Source organism: Dellaglioa sp. CoH-57-MRSF-19 (assembly GCF_056781975.1).
In genome coordinates this window covers 37,934-53,959 of record NZ_JBXAXW010000003.1, presented here as the reverse complement: position 1 = coordinate 53,959, position 16,026 = coordinate 37,934, and the positions used below count along the sequence as shown (strand labels likewise).

Genomic DNA, 16,026 nt, shown 5'->3' with positions numbered 1-16,026 from the left:
CCGCTCTATCTTCATTTTTCAAAAAATAATCCACCCTGATTAACTAAAACATCTGCTACAGGTGTCTCTATTCGTTTATTAAGCACCATTTTTTTCGTCTCTGTTACATATTTTTTAAAATTCATTGTTTGTAAATGAGCTTGGTAATCCTCGTCACTCCGGTAAATTTCAACGAAAATCCATTGATTTAAATCTCCATCTACAGAAGCAATGTATGTCACTAAGAGTCCTGCTTCATTTTCAAATGATTGTTTCATAGTATTCAATGAAACTTCTCTAAATTCTTTAACCCTATTCGGCTCTATTTCAATACTTGTTACTTTGAGTATAGCTCTGTCAGGCTTCAATTCATGCAAGGCTGTTGTTTTTTCTAACAGTAATTCTGGGGATAAATTAATCATCGATTTTTCAATTACTGCCTGAGATGCGATATTACTAAACATTTTAAATTGAGCCGAATTTGCATGTTTTTGATATTGATCTTCGTCTTGATAAGATTCAATCACAATATTTTCAGTACCCGCCTCATCCAAATGTACACTGTACATCGCCAAAGTTCCTTTTTCTTGCTGAATTGAGGTCGTTAAATTAATCATCCCTGCTTTTTCAAATCTTTCACGATCAGATAGCTTAATTTTAAGTTTGAATAGTCTTAATAATGGGGCATTCTTAAGTTCTATCATTTATTCACCCAATCCCATCAAACGATTATAATTTCCATAATTAATCAGGGCTCGATCATCTTTCGAAAGATTCAACTGATCTAAAGCTTCAATTATGGCATCCGTTGCTCCAGCTGGCGCAATCCCTAACGGTGCATCAGTTCCAAACAGTACGTGGCTAACACCATAATAATCAATTGCTAACCCTAATGCTTTAGGATTGCCCAATAATGCAGTATCTACATAGAAACGTTTAAAATCAGCTGCCTGTTCTGGTGATAGAATATGGTTAATTCGTTCAGCAAAATAAGGCACCATTGCCCCAGCATGATGAACAATTACTTTAAGTGTAGGATAGTCATTAAAAATTCCTGACTGTACTAATTGCAACATTGCTTGCGCTAGTTCATATTCCCAACTAAAAATAATATTATTGTCTGGTTTACGATCATCAAAAATTGGGTGTAACAGAATTGGGATATTTAATTGTGCAGCCATTTCAAAAATAACCCGGTATTCCTTTGCAGCAATACTTTTTCCAAGGGCACGCGTAAATAACTGAATGCCAACTAATTCTGAATTTTTTAGCACTTGTTCTTTTATAATACGTGTTGCTTCATCGATGTTATTTAGAGGTATCATTGCAATACCCGCTTTAAACAAGTCTGCATTTTGTTGAACCATTTCAATTATTTCGTTATTAGCTTGCCAGCATAATGCCGCTGCTTGTTCTGGCCCTACGTAGTCCTCAGGATTCACGTTGACTGCTGAGATAACTTGTTGGACATTTCTGTTCCGTAATAGGCGTCTTTGTTCAATATCAATCAATATGGGATGTTTAATAAATGGCATTTTTTCTGGCAAGTTCGGCTGAATAGCTAACATCTCGTTATAAAAATGTGGTGGTAAAACGTGTGCAAAAACATCAATACTTGTCATTAACTTTTCCCTCCTACAACCTAATTTAGGTTTCTTTAATTTAGCTGATTATCTAATACTAGGCAAAAATGCTAAAATAGCCTGCTCATTCCTCTCACCTAATATAAAAATTTTCTTATTTTAATGGCTCTAATTGTTTGATAACTTTGGCGGGCACGCCGCCCACTACTGTATTGTCAGGAACATCTTTTGTCACCACTGCACCAGCTGCTACAATCACATTATCCCCAATATGAACGCCACCAATAATCGTGACATTTCCACCTATCCACACATCGTTTCCAATTGTAATTGGTTTAGTATAAGTAATTAAATAACGACTACCATCTTGTCTTTTTCCAAAACGTTTTGTTGCATCTAATGCATGTTCACCACAATATAACTTCGTGTCTGGCGCGACAATGACACGATCTCCTAATGTGATTTTGTTTGAATCTTGAAATGTACAATTACCGTTAATAAAAACATCATCACCAACAGTGATATGTTTACCATAAACTGTATTAAATTGACCATTAATAACGAGTCCTTCCCCAGATTTCCCTAACAACTCGTGAATTGCTGTTGCTCTTTTCTCTAGGTCAGTTGTCGTATTGATTATAGTGACTAATTCTTTACCCGCCGCAATCATACCCTGTAATTCTGGGTCGCGATAATCATAATCTTGACCTGCCAATAATTTTTCATGTTCTGTCATCATTTTGCCCCTCCATTCACTATTTGACGCCCTTTTCTTCCTTAATAATTCAATTGTATTATACTACTTAAATTAACTGAACTAAATTCAAAAGATTCGGTTCTAGTGATATTAAAAAAGAGCCAACCTAATTGTATTTACCCAATCAGGTTGAACCCTCTTACTTCACAATATTATTTTCAAACTTCTTCAACAACTGTTGTCGTTTTTCAAGTTTCATTCCTTGAACTGCAGCAAAGTTAAACCATTTCAACTGGTTAAACCCCATCTTCCGGAATGTTCCCCTAAATACCATTTTAGTCACAGGATTTCCAAAGATAGTTCGATAAATCCAACCTGGTGTTGACATAGTTGTAACCATTTTAACTTTCTTTAAATGAACCATCTCATTTTTAAATAATTTTTTATTTTCCTGCTCTGTATAAAGAATCCCTTTAGCAATAACTTTGTCAAAGAATCCCTTCATCATAGCTGGCATAGATTCCCACCAGATTGGAAAAATAAAGACAAGCTCATCTGCAGCCATGAGGCGTTCTTGATAATTCGCCGTCATAGAATCCGTTGGTATCTTCTTACGCCAAGATATTAGGTCTTCTTGGTGCATTACAGGATCAAACCCATCTTTATGCAAATCAATTACGTCCACAATACAGCCCTCTTTTTCATACGCTGCTTTAGCACTAACTAGTAATGCCGCTGAATAACTCCTATTGTGCAATTCATTGTATCCAGCGTCTGCAGTGTAGGGATGATCAAATATAATACAAATTTTTTTCATGTTCAATAACCTCTTTTAATTAGTTTAATAAATTTTCCGACTTTAATGACTTTATATAAAATACTTCAAGTGTCATTTATCTTTCTTGCTATAAGTGTTACATTTGTTACACTTATATTAATCATTTATCGCGTGATTTACAAGATACAAAATCGTGTTATTTGTTACACTTCAAGGAGATATAAAAAATGACGGAAAATAACCAAGCAAAATTAAGTAAAAATTTGATTATTGATTCTTTAATTGACTTATTAAAAATAAAATCTTATCAAGAAATCACAATAACTGAAATCACAAAAAAAGCCGGAGTTGCCCGGCTGACTTTCTATCGTAATTTTGAAAATAAGGACGCGATTTTACTAACTCGGTCCGATTACTTATTTGACCAGTTTTACGCCGAACTCAAGTCCAATCAAACAGAAATTAGTTTGAAAAACATTTTCAAGCTAGCTTTTAACTATTGGCATAATGATTCTGAATTTATGGATATCCTAATTAAAAATGATATTGTTTATTTATTGGAAGATTCTTTTTATACTTATTTTGAAAAGATTCTTAAAGATACGCCTAGTATCAGTCGGCTAAATAATACTCAAAAAACGTTCATTCTTGGTGGCGTTCTACGAACGATGTTGCAATGGATTAGTAGTGGTAGTCCTGCTACAGCTGAAGAAGTTACTGCAGATATATTGGAATTGATTCAGTAAAAGTATGCTAGATTTTAATGATTAAAAAAATAGCCCAGATATTTATCTGAGCTAAGTCTAAACCTCTATTTAAAAATCTTAGGACCCTTACGCATTTTAGTACGATCATTTCTAGCAGTAGCCTTCTTATTGAAGTTTCCGCCATCAGTTTGTTTCTTTTTGATAATTTCTAGCATTTTATCTCTATCAGTCTTTGCTTTATCAGCCATTAATGTTTCCTCCTTGCTCTATTAATTAACAATTTCTTTCAAAGTTAAAGATTCATATTATGAATACATGCCTTCAAATAAAGTTGATCTTTTATTATTCAACTTACGTCGATTTTAATTCTGTATGCCCCGCTAATCAGTATACAGTTAAAATAACTATGCTCTTAACAGTATATCATTACGACTATCTTGATATCAATAGACGTATAAATTGGATGCCTTTAATTAACCATTCACTAATAATGTTCAATCTCAACGAATTTTGTTCCAACCTTTTCAACGAATTCTTTATCATGATCAATGATTAACATCGGTGGTTGAAAAGCCAGAATAACATCTTGAATTTGTTGACGCGTGATAACATCTAGATAATTAAGTGGCTCATCCCAAATATATATATTTGCTGGTTCAACCAACGAACGACTCAAAGCCACTTTTCTCTTTTGGCCCATGCTCATTTGACTGATATCTTTATCAAATTCATAACGTTCAAAACCAAGTTTTCTTAATGTATCCAACATTAAAGAATAAGAAACATTTTTTTCTGCAGCGAATTCTTGTAAAGAACCAGATAAACCATCAAAATTTTGCGGTAACCAGCTCACTTTTAAAGGTGTTGCAAATTTGTATTGCCCTTGATACTTTAATTGACCTAGTATAGCAGCGATAACGCTCGATTTACCAGAACCATTTTCACCCTGAAGAATAACGCGCTCTCCCATCTTTAATTTAAAATCTACCGGTTTATTTACCGGCAATTGTTTACGAAATGCTGATAAGCCAATTACCTCTAGTAAAGTCTTATCTGACACTAATTTTTCAAAATTCAACGTTAAAAGATCTGCCACATCAATATTCTTAAGTAAAGATTTTTTCTCTTCTACTGCTTTATCGGCACGTTTTTTAATACTTAGTACCCGTTTCATAGATTTAGCTGCCTTGTGGCTAATAAATCCTCTGTCTGTCGCACCAGATACTTTCGCCTCAGTCTGATTAGCCCAACCCGATTTTTTCCGTGAAGCACCTTCTAATCGTTTAATATCATGTTGTAATTTTTCTTTTTCATTATATTCCCAATTATTTCGTGACGTATTTTCGTCAGCCCACGTATTATAATTACCCTTAAATTGACTGATTTTAGCGCGATCAATTGAAATAACATGATCAATAATATTATTTAAAAAATAACGATCATGACTGATTAAAATAAATCCTTGTTTTTGTCTTAGATAATCAGAAATAATTTTTCGACCGTTTTCATCTAAATGATTAGTCGGTTCATCTATTAATTGAAATTTACCTTCGCCAACAAATAAGCTGGCTAATAATATCTTAGTTTGCTGTCCTGGACTTAATTGATTAAATGGTTCCGTCAATAATTTTTCAGATAGTCCAAGTTTATCTAATTCGATTAAAATTTGCCACTGATCATAGTCTTGTAAGTCTGTGATACTCTTGATAACCAGCCACACTGACTCTTCTGGTTTAACAACTGTTTGAGGAAAATACTGAAATTCTAAATCTGTTCTAATCTTTCCTTGGTACTGTAATTGATTTTGTAAAATTCTAAATAAAGTCGTTTTTCCGCGACCATTTCTACCAATTAGACCTAACTTCCAGCTGGCATCTAATTGTAAATCAACATTTTTAAAAATTGGTGCTAATTGTCCATCATATTGAAAACTTAATTGTTTAATTTGTATTGTTCCTATAGTAATTACCTCATTTCTTTGTGAGGTCGACCGCTAAACTATCCATTTGATTCTACAAAAAAAGAGCATACAGTTATATGCTCTTCAATCGTTATCCATCAAAAAAAGTGGTTCTTTCAGATGTGAAAAAGAATTGATATTGCAAACCGTTTGAATAGTCAACATGCATAAAAAGACACACTTCGTCCCTTGTTTAGTCGACAGTTATTCGATTAACGATTTGTATTTACCAATGCACTTCACACTCCCTGTTTATTAATTATTTACAGTCTACTATAGTTATGGTAGATAGGCAAATTAATCAAATGTGATATTAAATTGGTAAGCAATATCCTTCATCGCATCAATTTGATAGTCATCCTCAACATCACTACCCCAACTATCAATACCACCAACACCTCGAACGGCGCCTAGAATCGATAAAACGGTACGATGTTCCGCTGGTAATTCGCTATGATGTGTCGCATTTTCTAATTCTTCAGCTGTATAAGGTAAACAACTAAACGCAATTGGTTGATCAACCGCACTGAATGTTAAACCCGTTTCAGAAGCCTGTTGCATACGATTATCCAGAACAGACTGTCGATAAACAGTTACCCAATCATTTTGCATATGCACACCACAATCTTGCGGAACTAAGTATGGTGTCACTGGTAACCCTTGAACTTCATATCGGCCTGGAATTCCTCCGGCCATTCTATCTGGATAAGTTTCTCCTGATAATCCTTGGTAACAAAAACGAGTCGCTGGTGTGGGCATAATAAATCGCAACCCAAAAACAGGTAATGAGGGTAATCCAGCTTTTCCTTGGTATGAAACTGCAACATTCATTTTTCCGGTTGCTTCAACAGTATAAGTGACCGTCACTTGCGTTTGCGGCACAGTCAGTGTGTTATAGATATAACTTATAGCCACTTTTTCAGCGACTTCATGGTTAGTGTAACGATTATTTTCTGGTGCAATCGGTAACGCAATTGGTTTACCATTAATAGCAACTTTAACTGATTGACAATTACTGAATTGATCAGCGGCCAACCACATCCCTGACTTTACTGGAAACTGACTCCCCTGATCGTTATCCGTTGTTGCACGCCAAAAAGTCGGTTTTGGTGAGCGATAAAGCCACTCTTTACCTTGAATTCTAAAAGATTCTGGGCCACCCGTTTGATAGGAGAAAATATAATGAAAATCATTTCCTTTTAAACCGAGTGTGACATCTCCGTAAATGACAGTTAACTGCTTATTTATCTGTGCCATAATAGTATTTTACCTCCTGCATTGCTGGTTTTTCATTACGTGTGGCAAAAACGAGTCCATCACCCGAAAATGCATAATCAGATGGTCGATCATCAAAATCGCCACCATAACGCAACTCATTTTGACCTGTGACGGGATCTTCAACTAACAATGCTTGATCGATAAAGTCCCAGATGAAACCACCTTGATAGGATTCATATTGTTGTAATAAATCAATATATGATTTCATCCCGCCCAATGAATTACCCATATCATGCATATACTCACACAAGATAAATGGTTTTTGTGGTGAATTTTCTAGATAGTCTTTAATTTCGGCTGGTGTTGCATACATCCGACTTTCAACATCTGAAATGACATCTTTGTATTCAGGCGCACGGAAAACACCTTCATAATGAACTAAACGTGTCGAATCTTTTTGTTTATAGTACTCATTCATTTTCGCTAAGACACTGCCGGCGTATGATTCGTTACCCAATGACCAAAATAAAACTGAGGGATGATTTTTAAATAACTCAAAATTACTTTTAGCGCGGTCTAAAACGGCTGCTTCCCATTGATCCGATGAGCCGGGCACATTCCAAGAAGGCTCAACTTCACCCATTTTCTGCCAAGAACCATGTGATTCTAAGTTGGTTTCAGCCATCATATAAATACCAGCCTGATCACAACGATTGTAAAAAGATAATCGATCTGGATAATGTGACGTCCGAACTGCGTTAATATTGTTACGTTGCATACAGTCAACATCCCAAGCTTCATCATTATCTGAAATGGTTCTTCCTGATTTAGGGTTCCACTCATGACGATTAACACCATTGATAATTAATCGTTCACCATTTAATAACATCACGCGATTCTTAATTTCAATTTTGCGAAAACCAACTGGTTGTTGGATAATTTCAATTAATTGCCCATCAGCATCTAAAATTTCTAATTGTAATGTATATAAATAAGGCCGGTCATTCTGCCAAGCAGTCACTGGTTGTGCTAAATTGTAGTGTTTTTCGACATCTGACCCACTCATTAATTCATCGCTAAATAACACCGCATCTTGGTCTTTGAATGTGACACGGACACGTTGTTCTGCCCCACTAAAATGAAGTTGTAAATCTACTTGTCCTGTTTTTTGTCCACTATCGTAATCAGGAATCACCCAAAAATCATCTAAATGTGTTGCAGGTTGTGCTAACAGTGTCACATCACGAAAAATTCCGAAGAAACGGAAAAAGTCTTGGTCTTCAATGAAGGCTGCAGAACTTCGTTTATGCACTTCAACTGCCAAACAATTATCCTTATCTTTTAAATAAGGTGTCAGGTCAAATTCGCTTGGTGTAAAACTATCTTCTGCGTATCCTAGAAAATGTCCATTCAACCAGACGTACATTGCCTGTTCAACACCTTCAAAACGGATAATAACGCGTTTATTTTGAAGAGTTGGTTCCAAGTCAAAATGGTTTAAATATGAACCTACTGGATTATATTCTGCATCACTAAACATTCCAGCATACTGATTTAAATCAGTATCTGAAAAAGCAGGTCGTCTATATTCATGTCCTTCCCAAGGATACATCGTATTAATATAATGTAATTGCTCATATCCTGATAATTCAATATGCTGTGGTACTGGAATTGTGTCAAATTGTTCTGCATCAAAGTCAGTCTGATAGAAATTTTTTGGTCGACTTGCTGCATTAGTGCTGTAACTAAATTTCCAAGTTCCATTCAAAGATTGTTCAAATGAACTTTTTTGTTGTAACATTTCTGCTTGAGTTGCATAGTACTTATGATCACTGTGAGCTGGTACCTGTCCAACACGAAAAACGGTTGGTGTATCTAGCCATTCAATTTCTGGTGTCATCTGTTTGCCTCCGTTTTATATAAAAGCGTTTTCATAATTAAGTATATGTTTTCTTTTGGAGGTTGTCAAAAAGCATTATAAAATTGAGACAATAAAAAAAATTAGATTTAAGTGAAAATACGGTAATCTCATTTTTATTTTGTGTAAAATTGATTAACTTCTTCCTTTGGGCCTTTTAATTGATTTTTGCAGTAAGTTTCAGTATCGATTGCTGTATTAATCCTTCTGCAAAAATGAAAAAATGTAAAGGGAGGAGAAATCGTTTATATACCCTTTACTTTTCTTTGTGTTTTAGCTAGGTTATTATCAGTAGTTGCTCCCAAAACCCAACGAATATTCCAAATAGAAGGAAATATCTTTAAATTTTAAATACAATAAAAAGGCTCTGTACTATCTGTTGTTGGGACTAGTGTAAAAACTATTACTGATGACAGTTTTTTTGTATAATAACAAAAAAAAGCCAAAAGTCATAAGACTTTTGGTTACGAGTTCATCCATGTTCATTATCCCTCAACCACCACAGATGAATTAATAAGAAAGATGGAACTCTCCGCATGCCTAATCATACTAAATTTTGGCTTAAAATAAAAGACAGTAGTCTAACGATTGTTGATTATCAGTCTTCTAATGACGGTGTCACTCGATTTAACCGTGTTCTTGATTACCAGCCGAAGGGATTGTCCAAATTGTGATATTAAAAACGAAGGACAGATTATCAGGTATAGTTGGCGTCAAACACCCATACGCTACCCTAAATTTTTTGGTAAATGTATCATTTTATCACTCAAACGAAGATACTTTAGCTGTCATGAGCGGCAGTCATACTTCCTTGTCCAAACAAGTGTGGTTCCTAAAAATTGTACGATTTCCAATCTATCTAAACAGCTCTGTTTAACTAAATTAGCGGAATCCGTTTCTTTAACTCATATTGCTAATGAAATTTCGAATCCTGATTCCTTTGTAGGTCGTATTTTAATGACCTTTGAACGTGATTTTAAACCTAATTATAAATTTTTACCTAAAGTACTCCTACTTGACGAAGTCAAGAGTACCAAATCAGCTACAGATGCCATGAGTTTTGAATTTATGGATGCTAGTAACCATGAATTAATCAAACTTTTATCTTTTAGAAGATTCTATCAAATAGAACGTTATTTTTATCGTTACTCAGCTGCAGCTAGAAAAAACGTGAAAATTATCGTAACTGATATGAATTATACCTATCCTAAACTAGCCAAAGAAGTCTTTCCTAACGCGATTGTCATCATAGATACCTTTCATATTATCAATTCAGTGAATCGTGGATTCACTAAAACTAGAATTAGACTGATGAAAGAACTTTCAAAATCATCACAAGACTACAAAGCACTAAAACGTTACTGGAAGCTCCTGTTAAAACCTTCTGAAACCTTAGATTTTAAAAATTTCAAGAAATGGACTTATTTCCCATACCTAACAACAGAAACAAATGTCGTTGATCATTTATTAGCGATTCATCCTGAACTAAATAAATCATATGAACTCATGAACCAAATAAGATCAACCATTCGGTTGAAGGACTGGAAATCTTATGATTTTACAGTTAGAAACACCGAAAGGTGTTCTGAAGAAATGCTTAAAAGTATTGAAACGTTGCTTTGTCACCATTCTGAGATTAAAAATAATTTTGGCTATTATTATACTAACGGTCCTTTAGAAGGAATAAACAATAAAATTAAGGTCATTAAACGCGTTGGTTTTGAATTTAGAAATTTTCGTAGATTCCGAACTAGAATATTTTATACACTTAAAATCCATACAAAAAAACACCTCACAAATTGCTTTGTGAAGTGCTTCAAAATATCGATATAAATATATATTAGCGTTTTGAGAATTATCGATTAATACTTCATGGAATCTTATCTATTTGAATCCACTTGTATCAATACTTTACAATATTGAAAAAGGAACAACATTGAATAAAATCCATAATACGAGATAAAATTAACACCATAAAATAGACTAGTCAAGACACCATTAATGGTGTCTTTTTTTATGCTTTACACACTCTCTACCCATTTAATATATGTCTAATCAATTTCTATTTCAAGATTTCCAGTAACGCTTTAGAGATACGCATTCTATCATCTGTGGTCATGCTTTTCAATCTGTTAATTAATTCGGGCGTATAAATGTCGTTAAAATCATTACTCATTAATATATCAGCCAAATTTAATTGTAAGGCATTCAGAACTAGTTCCAACTTTCTTGTACTCGTATCGTCTAATTGTCCTCTTTCGAGTCGAGCCAAATAGCTGGCGGATACGTCCGCCATTTCTGCCAATTCTTCAATTGTAAGTCCTAATTCTTTTCGCTTTTTCCGAATGAAAGTGCCCACAAGTATAATCATAAATCGCTCCTATTTATCCATATGTTTAATGATAAATTAAGTGCGCACACTTTCAAAGCTCTCAGTATACCTATAAAGTTACATAAAAAGGTAGTATTGAGTATATTTTTGAGATAAAATATATCATGTGAAGATAGTGCAAGATATAAATTACTTTTTTGGGGGAGGAGATTTTATAGGGATCGTTTGGTAAAGGTTGGTTAATAATTCGTTCAAAGAAAAGGGAGAAAATTATGAATAAAGAAGAACTTTTAGATTTTTTAATGGCAAAAAGAAGTGTTACAGCGGGAGCTGCAGTTATCCAACAACAAATTCGTGAAGCAGAGGCTAAGATTGAAAAAGGTAAGAAAAAATTTCGAGGAATAATCATCGCATTAGTCGTTTTAATTGTTCTTTTTATGATTACTAGTCAGACAAGTGCGGCGATGCCATTCATCATTGCTGTTATCGCGCTATTTGCTTTTAAATATTTTGTTTATATTATGCCGGGTAATGAATCTAAAACACAAGCCTTAGCAGACTTGGACGCTGAAATGGCAAATGAAGATTATATTGCAGGCAAGCAAGGATTCCCAGAGAAATTCTACAACTATTTCGATATTTTTCGTCTTTGGAAATTAATTGATGAAACTCGGGCACGTGATTTGCAAGAAGCCTTTAACATTTTAGAAACACAACAATTCCAAGAAACTCAACTTTCAATGCAGGAAGAAATGAGAGGCTTACAACAAGATATTGCCTCAAATGCACGCTTGGCAGCTATGTCCTCAACCGTCAGTGCATTTAATTCGTTCAGAAAATAAGATTTATTATATTAAATTTATAAAAATGGAGAAAAAATGTCAAAAAAAGCAAATATTATTACCGGTGTCAGTATAGTAGCTATAGTTATTATTGTGGCTATGTTTATGATGGGCAATTCAAATAAGATGGATGGAAGCTATATTTCCGACATGGGTGGTTCCAAATTTGAGTTGAAGTTTAAAGGAAACACTGTGACTAAAGTTGAAACTGATAAAAAGTCAGACCAAGGTACTTATGAAATTGAAGACGGTAAACTTACCATGAAATTTGATGATTATACAATGAAAGCTAGTTTAGACAAAGATAAAAAAACATTTACACTTAATTCCGTAACTGGTTCACAAATGATGGGCTTCGGATTTTTATTAGAGGGGTTAAAATTTGAACAGGTTGCTAAATAATTATTAATTTATTGGGAGGATATTTTATATTATGAAAAAATCAAACATTACTTTATTATCAAGTGCATTAATCGCTGGAGTTACTGTCGTTGGTGCTACAACAACGGCAAACGCTGCAACAACTACACCCGACTCAACTGAAACAACTCATACTCAAACAGTTCAATCTAACAGTCAAAAATTAGATGACGATATTAAAGACGCTCAAACTGACGTTGATAATGCCAAAGATACAGCTGACAAAGATCAAAGTGCTGCTGATACTTCTAAAGACACAGCCGATGCTTCTAAAGACAATGCTGGTCAAACTGAAGAAAATGCTAATCAATCACAAGAAGATTTAAACAGTGCTGTTGATAATCAACAAAATGCGCAAAATACTGCTGATAACGCAACTGATGAATCTATCAATAACGCTCAAGATGCAGTTGACGAACAAGACAAAACAAATAACCAATTAGGTCAAGACGTTGATAACGCTAAAACAGATGTTGATAAAGGTAAAACAGATGTCGATAATGCTCAAACTGGCGTTGATGAAGCCCAAAAAGGTGCTGACCAATCTGATAAAGATGCTGATAAAGCTCAAGAAAACGTTGATAATGCTCAAAATAACCTTGATGGCAAAGGTTCAGCCGAAGCCGACAAGAATTTAAGCAATGCCAAAGATAACTTGGATCAAGCTCAAACAACTGAAGACAATGCTCAAAAAGGTGCTGACCAAGCTGACAAGAATATTGCTGACGCACAAAACAATGTTAATAACGCTCAAACTGGCGTAACTGATGCTAACAAACAACAAAATGATGCTAAAGCTAAAGCTGACGCTGCTCAAAAAGCTAAAGATACTGCTCAAAAAGCATTAGATGATGCTAAGAAACAACAAGGTAATCATCAAGCTAACCAAAATCACATCAACTTAAGCCAAGACTACATTAATGCCTTAAAGGCTTATTCAGATGCTTCATCAGCTGACGCTAATTATCAAGATGTCATTGACAGTTTAACAGCTGCAACTGAAAAAGAATGGGCATTAAATGGCGGCTACATTTCAAATGACCAAGATAAAACTGTTCATATTAACAACCAATCAGATTTAAACAAATATCTTGATGACTTAAATGAATATGCTAAACAATTATTAAATGAAGTGCGTGACCGTTTTGGTAGCACACAAGTTGAAGTCTCAGAAGGTTCTAAAAAATTAGGTCAATCAATCGGCGATGCTTATACATCTAAGAATAACGATCCTGATGATGGTCATGACAATGCATTAAACAACAGCATTGCTAACGGTATGGGATTAACATACTTAACACAACAAGATATGAATACTATCTTCGATAAATCATCTGAAAATGGTTGGAATCTTAGTCTTGATGCTTTCAAGAAATCTATCTATGATTCAATGAATGCCTTCTTATTCAATGGGGGTGAATGGGGCCATGCCGTAAGTGTTGCTGGCATTATGGCAACATATACACCTGCCAATAACACATGGTTCGGTCTTGGCTTCGGTCAATTTAAACAATCTAACGGTAATATCTTCTTAACAAGTTTCTTTAACTTTGTTGATGACTATGATGTTAACGACGCTTCTAAATTTAGCACTACACCTGTTGAATCTGGAACTGTCAGTCAAGCTCAAATTGATAAATTAGCAAGCGACGTTACTGCTAAAACAGCAACTTCAAAAACTGCTGATGCAGCTCTTGCAGCAGCTAAATCACAAACAGTTAAAGCTAACCAAGCCTTAGCTACAGCTAAAACTGCTTTAGCAACTGCTAAAACAAAACAAGCAACAGCACACACAGCCTTAACTAAAGCACAAAACGATGTTAAAACTGCTACTGTAGCTGTTAAAAATGCACAAACAGTTGTTGATGATTTAAATGCATCAATGCCTCAAAAACAACAAGCTTTAAAAGATGCACAAGCTGCCTTAGCTACAACTAAAACAACACAAGCTCAAAAACACATGACTTTAGACGCAGCTAATGCTAAATTAGTTACTGCTAAAACTGCATTAAAAGATGCAACTGCTAAATTAAGTGCCGCTCAAGCAGCTTTAAAAGCTGGTCAAGACGCACTTGGCGAAAAAACAAATCATTTAGATGACTTAAAGAATGCTGAAGCTAACTTAGTTGACGCAACAAAAGCTGTTGAAGCTGCTAAAAAAGCATACGACGAGGCTGTTAAAGCTGCCGAAGATGCACAAGCTGCTTCCGTTGCTGACGATGCACAATATGCGAAGTTACAAGCAATCGCTGATGCATCTAAGAAAGCTTTAGACGATGCACAAGCTGCATTAGCTAAATTACAACATGAAAAAGACATCGAAGATGCTTTGAACAATGTTGACAAACCATCAACTGGTACTGATAACGATTCTGGTTCACATACTGGTCATGTAACAGGTTCAGACAATGGTTCAGATAAAGGTAACGTAACTGGTTCTGTTGTTGCTAAAGGTAGTGAAACAGCTAAAGACACGACTGACAACAATGGTATTGTTGCACCAAGCAATAATACATCAACATCACGTCTTAAAGCTGCTGATCATTCAGAAATCAATAACGCTAAAATATTAGGTGCTTCGGTATTACCACAAACTGACGAAACTAATTCGTCAGTCGTTTCAGTGATTGGTGCAGCTCTTGTTGGTGCCGTTAGTCTCTTTGGACTTGCAGGAACGCGCCGTCGTAAACACTAATTCGTTATTGTAAGGAGGAATTGAGATGAAGAAGCCTTTACTTGTAATGACTAGTATCGTAATGGTTGCTTTATTAACAGCGTGTGGGCAACAAAAGTCACAGTCTGAGCAAACAAGTCAGCCAAAACAAGTATCCGTGTCAGATAAGAAAAAGGCGCAGTCGTCAAAAAAAGCAGATACAACTAAAAAGACGCATACTAAAGAAGTAAATCAACCAAAAAAAGAATCCGTGTCAGATAAGAAAAAAGCGCAGTCGTCAAAAAAAGTAAATACGATTAAAAAGACGCCTGCCAAAGAAGTAAATCAACCAAAACAGATGAATTTAGATCAAATTCAAGTCAGTGATTACAGCAGTATCGTCGGTCAGTGGCAAATTGTGAAGTTAGAAGCACGGGGACGCGACTTACCACTTGATGATGTTCAGCCGTTAAATATTACTAAAGATAGTCTAGTGTCATCATCTTCGTTTACATTAAATAAAGCTGGCTTAAAAGATCAGAATGGGCTGCATGCGACGAAATTTGAAGTTGCTAATAATATCTTAACCGCCAGCTTAAGTAATGCAAGTGATGTTTCTATTAATTGGTCCGTCATGTTCTATCCCAAAGGGACTAGTCACGAATATGGTGTTAATACTGGTGAAGAAACGAACAAGCAGAATCTGATTGTTGTTTGGTCAAGTAGTAACTCAGTGACCGCGGTTTACAGCCAAAGTTAATATATATATAAATAGAAGGTCTACAATATCTGTTGCCAGTGATAGAAAAATCTATCACTGGCAACAGATTTTTTTGTATGACACTAAAAAGAGTCTCCTATGACAAATAATACTAAGGTTTTACTAAATATGAAATTTGCTGAAAGCACTCCTTAATCCAGCAGTCATCGGAGTTTATG

The 16,026-nt window shown here is 34.9% G+C and carries 15 protein-coding genes; 6 read left to right on the top strand and 9 right to left on the bottom strand.

Going from position 1 to position 16,026, the window contains the following annotated elements; all coding sequences use genetic code 11:
* Positions 1-11: 11 nt before the first annotated feature.
* The 4 genes from AC1RO3_RS04000 to AC1RO3_RS03985 form a co-directional block, all read right to left on the bottom strand.
* Positions 12-683, bottom strand: a complete 672-nt coding sequence (locus AC1RO3_RS04000; RefSeq protein WP_481761597.1) for a putative quinol monooxygenase — start codon at positions 681-683, stop codon at positions 12-14.
* Positions 684-1,601, bottom strand: a complete 918-nt coding sequence (locus AC1RO3_RS03995) for an amidohydrolase family protein (protein ID WP_481761598.1) — start codon at positions 1,599-1,601, stop codon at positions 684-686.
* Between the two features lie 115 nt (positions 1,602-1,716).
* Positions 1,717-2,301: a sugar O-acetyltransferase gene (locus tag AC1RO3_RS03990; RefSeq protein ID WP_481761599.1), complete on the bottom strand. Its 585-nt coding sequence runs from the start codon at positions 2,299-2,301 to the stop codon at positions 1,717-1,719.
* A 157-nt stretch (positions 2,302-2,458) separates the two neighbouring features.
* Positions 2,459-3,076, bottom strand: a complete 618-nt coding sequence (locus AC1RO3_RS03985; RefSeq protein WP_481761600.1) for an NAD(P)H-dependent oxidoreductase — start codon at positions 3,074-3,076, stop codon at positions 2,459-2,461.
* A gap of 188 nt (positions 3,077-3,264) precedes the next feature.
* Between AC1RO3_RS03985 and AC1RO3_RS03980 the strand changes: the two genes are divergently transcribed.
* Positions 3,265-3,783, top strand: a complete 519-nt coding sequence (locus AC1RO3_RS03980; protein ID WP_481761601.1) for a TetR/AcrR family transcriptional regulator — start codon at positions 3,265-3,267, stop codon at positions 3,781-3,783.
* Positions 3,784-3,848: 65 nt separating this feature from the next.
* Here the strand turns inward: AC1RO3_RS03980 and AC1RO3_RS03975 are convergent, their stop codons facing one another.
* The 4 genes from AC1RO3_RS03975 to AC1RO3_RS03960 all read right to left on the bottom strand — a co-directional run bounded on the left by AC1RO3_RS03975 (position 3,849) and on the right by AC1RO3_RS03960 (position 8,822).
* On the bottom strand, positions 3,849-3,992 hold the full coding sequence (locus tag AC1RO3_RS03975) for a hypothetical protein (RefSeq protein ID WP_409022043.1): 144 nt from the start codon (positions 3,990-3,992) through the stop codon (positions 3,849-3,851).
* A gap of 236 nt (positions 3,993-4,228) precedes the next feature.
* Positions 4,229-5,689, bottom strand: a complete 1,461-nt coding sequence (abc-f, locus tag AC1RO3_RS03970) for a ribosomal protection-like ABC-F family protein (protein WP_481762188.1) — start codon at positions 5,687-5,689, stop codon at positions 4,229-4,231.
* Positions 5,690-6,001: 312 nt separating this feature from the next.
* The gene (locus AC1RO3_RS03965; RefSeq protein WP_481761602.1) at positions 6,002-6,961 is read right to left on the bottom strand and encodes a beta-galactosidase small subunit; all 960 of its coding nucleotides are present in this window, start codon (positions 6,959-6,961) and stop codon (positions 6,002-6,004) included.
* Complete coding sequence (locus AC1RO3_RS03960) at positions 6,945-8,822, bottom strand: glycoside hydrolase family 2 TIM barrel-domain containing protein (protein ID WP_481761603.1); 1,878 nt, start codon at positions 8,820-8,822, stop codon at positions 6,945-6,947. Before AC1RO3_RS03960 ends, AC1RO3_RS03965 begins: the two co-directional genes overlap by 17 nt.
* Before the next feature lie 627 nt (positions 8,823-9,449).
* Between AC1RO3_RS03960 and AC1RO3_RS03955 the strand changes: the two genes are divergently transcribed.
* Entirely contained in the window at positions 9,450-10,673 is a 1,224-nt protein-coding gene (locus AC1RO3_RS03955; protein ID WP_481762183.1) for an ISL3 family transposase, read from the top strand.
* A 229-nt stretch (positions 10,674-10,902) separates the two neighbouring features.
* On the opposite strand, the gene AC1RO3_RS03950 is transcribed toward AC1RO3_RS03955, so the two are convergent.
* The gene (locus AC1RO3_RS03950) at positions 10,903-11,211 is read right to left on the bottom strand and encodes a helix-turn-helix domain-containing protein (RefSeq protein WP_481761605.1); all 309 of its coding nucleotides are present in this window, start codon (positions 11,209-11,211) and stop codon (positions 10,903-10,905) included.
* Between the two features lie 233 nt (positions 11,212-11,444).
* Between AC1RO3_RS03950 and AC1RO3_RS03945 the strand changes: the two genes are divergently transcribed.
* The 4 genes from AC1RO3_RS03945 to AC1RO3_RS03930 are packed head-to-tail and all read left to right on the top strand — an operon-like array spanning position 11,445 to position 15,847.
* Positions 11,445-12,014 (top strand): hypothetical protein, encoded by a 570-nt coding sequence (locus AC1RO3_RS03945; protein ID WP_481761606.1) that lies wholly within the window; start codon positions 11,445-11,447, stop codon positions 12,012-12,014.
* Between the two features lie 36 nt (positions 12,015-12,050).
* Positions 12,051-12,416 carry a hypothetical protein gene (locus tag AC1RO3_RS03940; protein WP_481761607.1) on the top strand — a complete coding sequence of 122 codons (366 nt, stop codon included), beginning with the start codon at positions 12,051-12,053 and terminating at the stop codon, positions 12,414-12,416.
* A 31-nt stretch (positions 12,417-12,447) separates the two neighbouring features.
* Positions 12,448-15,129, top strand: coding sequence for an SEC10/PgrA surface exclusion domain-containing protein (locus tag AC1RO3_RS03935; protein ID WP_481761608.1), 2,682 nt, complete (start codon positions 12,448-12,450; stop codon positions 15,127-15,129).
* 25 nt (positions 15,130-15,154) lie between these two features.
* Positions 15,155-15,847: a DUF6287 domain-containing protein gene (locus AC1RO3_RS03930; RefSeq protein ID WP_481761609.1), complete on the top strand. Its 693-nt coding sequence runs from the start codon at positions 15,155-15,157 to the stop codon at positions 15,845-15,847.
* Positions 15,848-16,026: the final 179 nt, after the last annotated feature.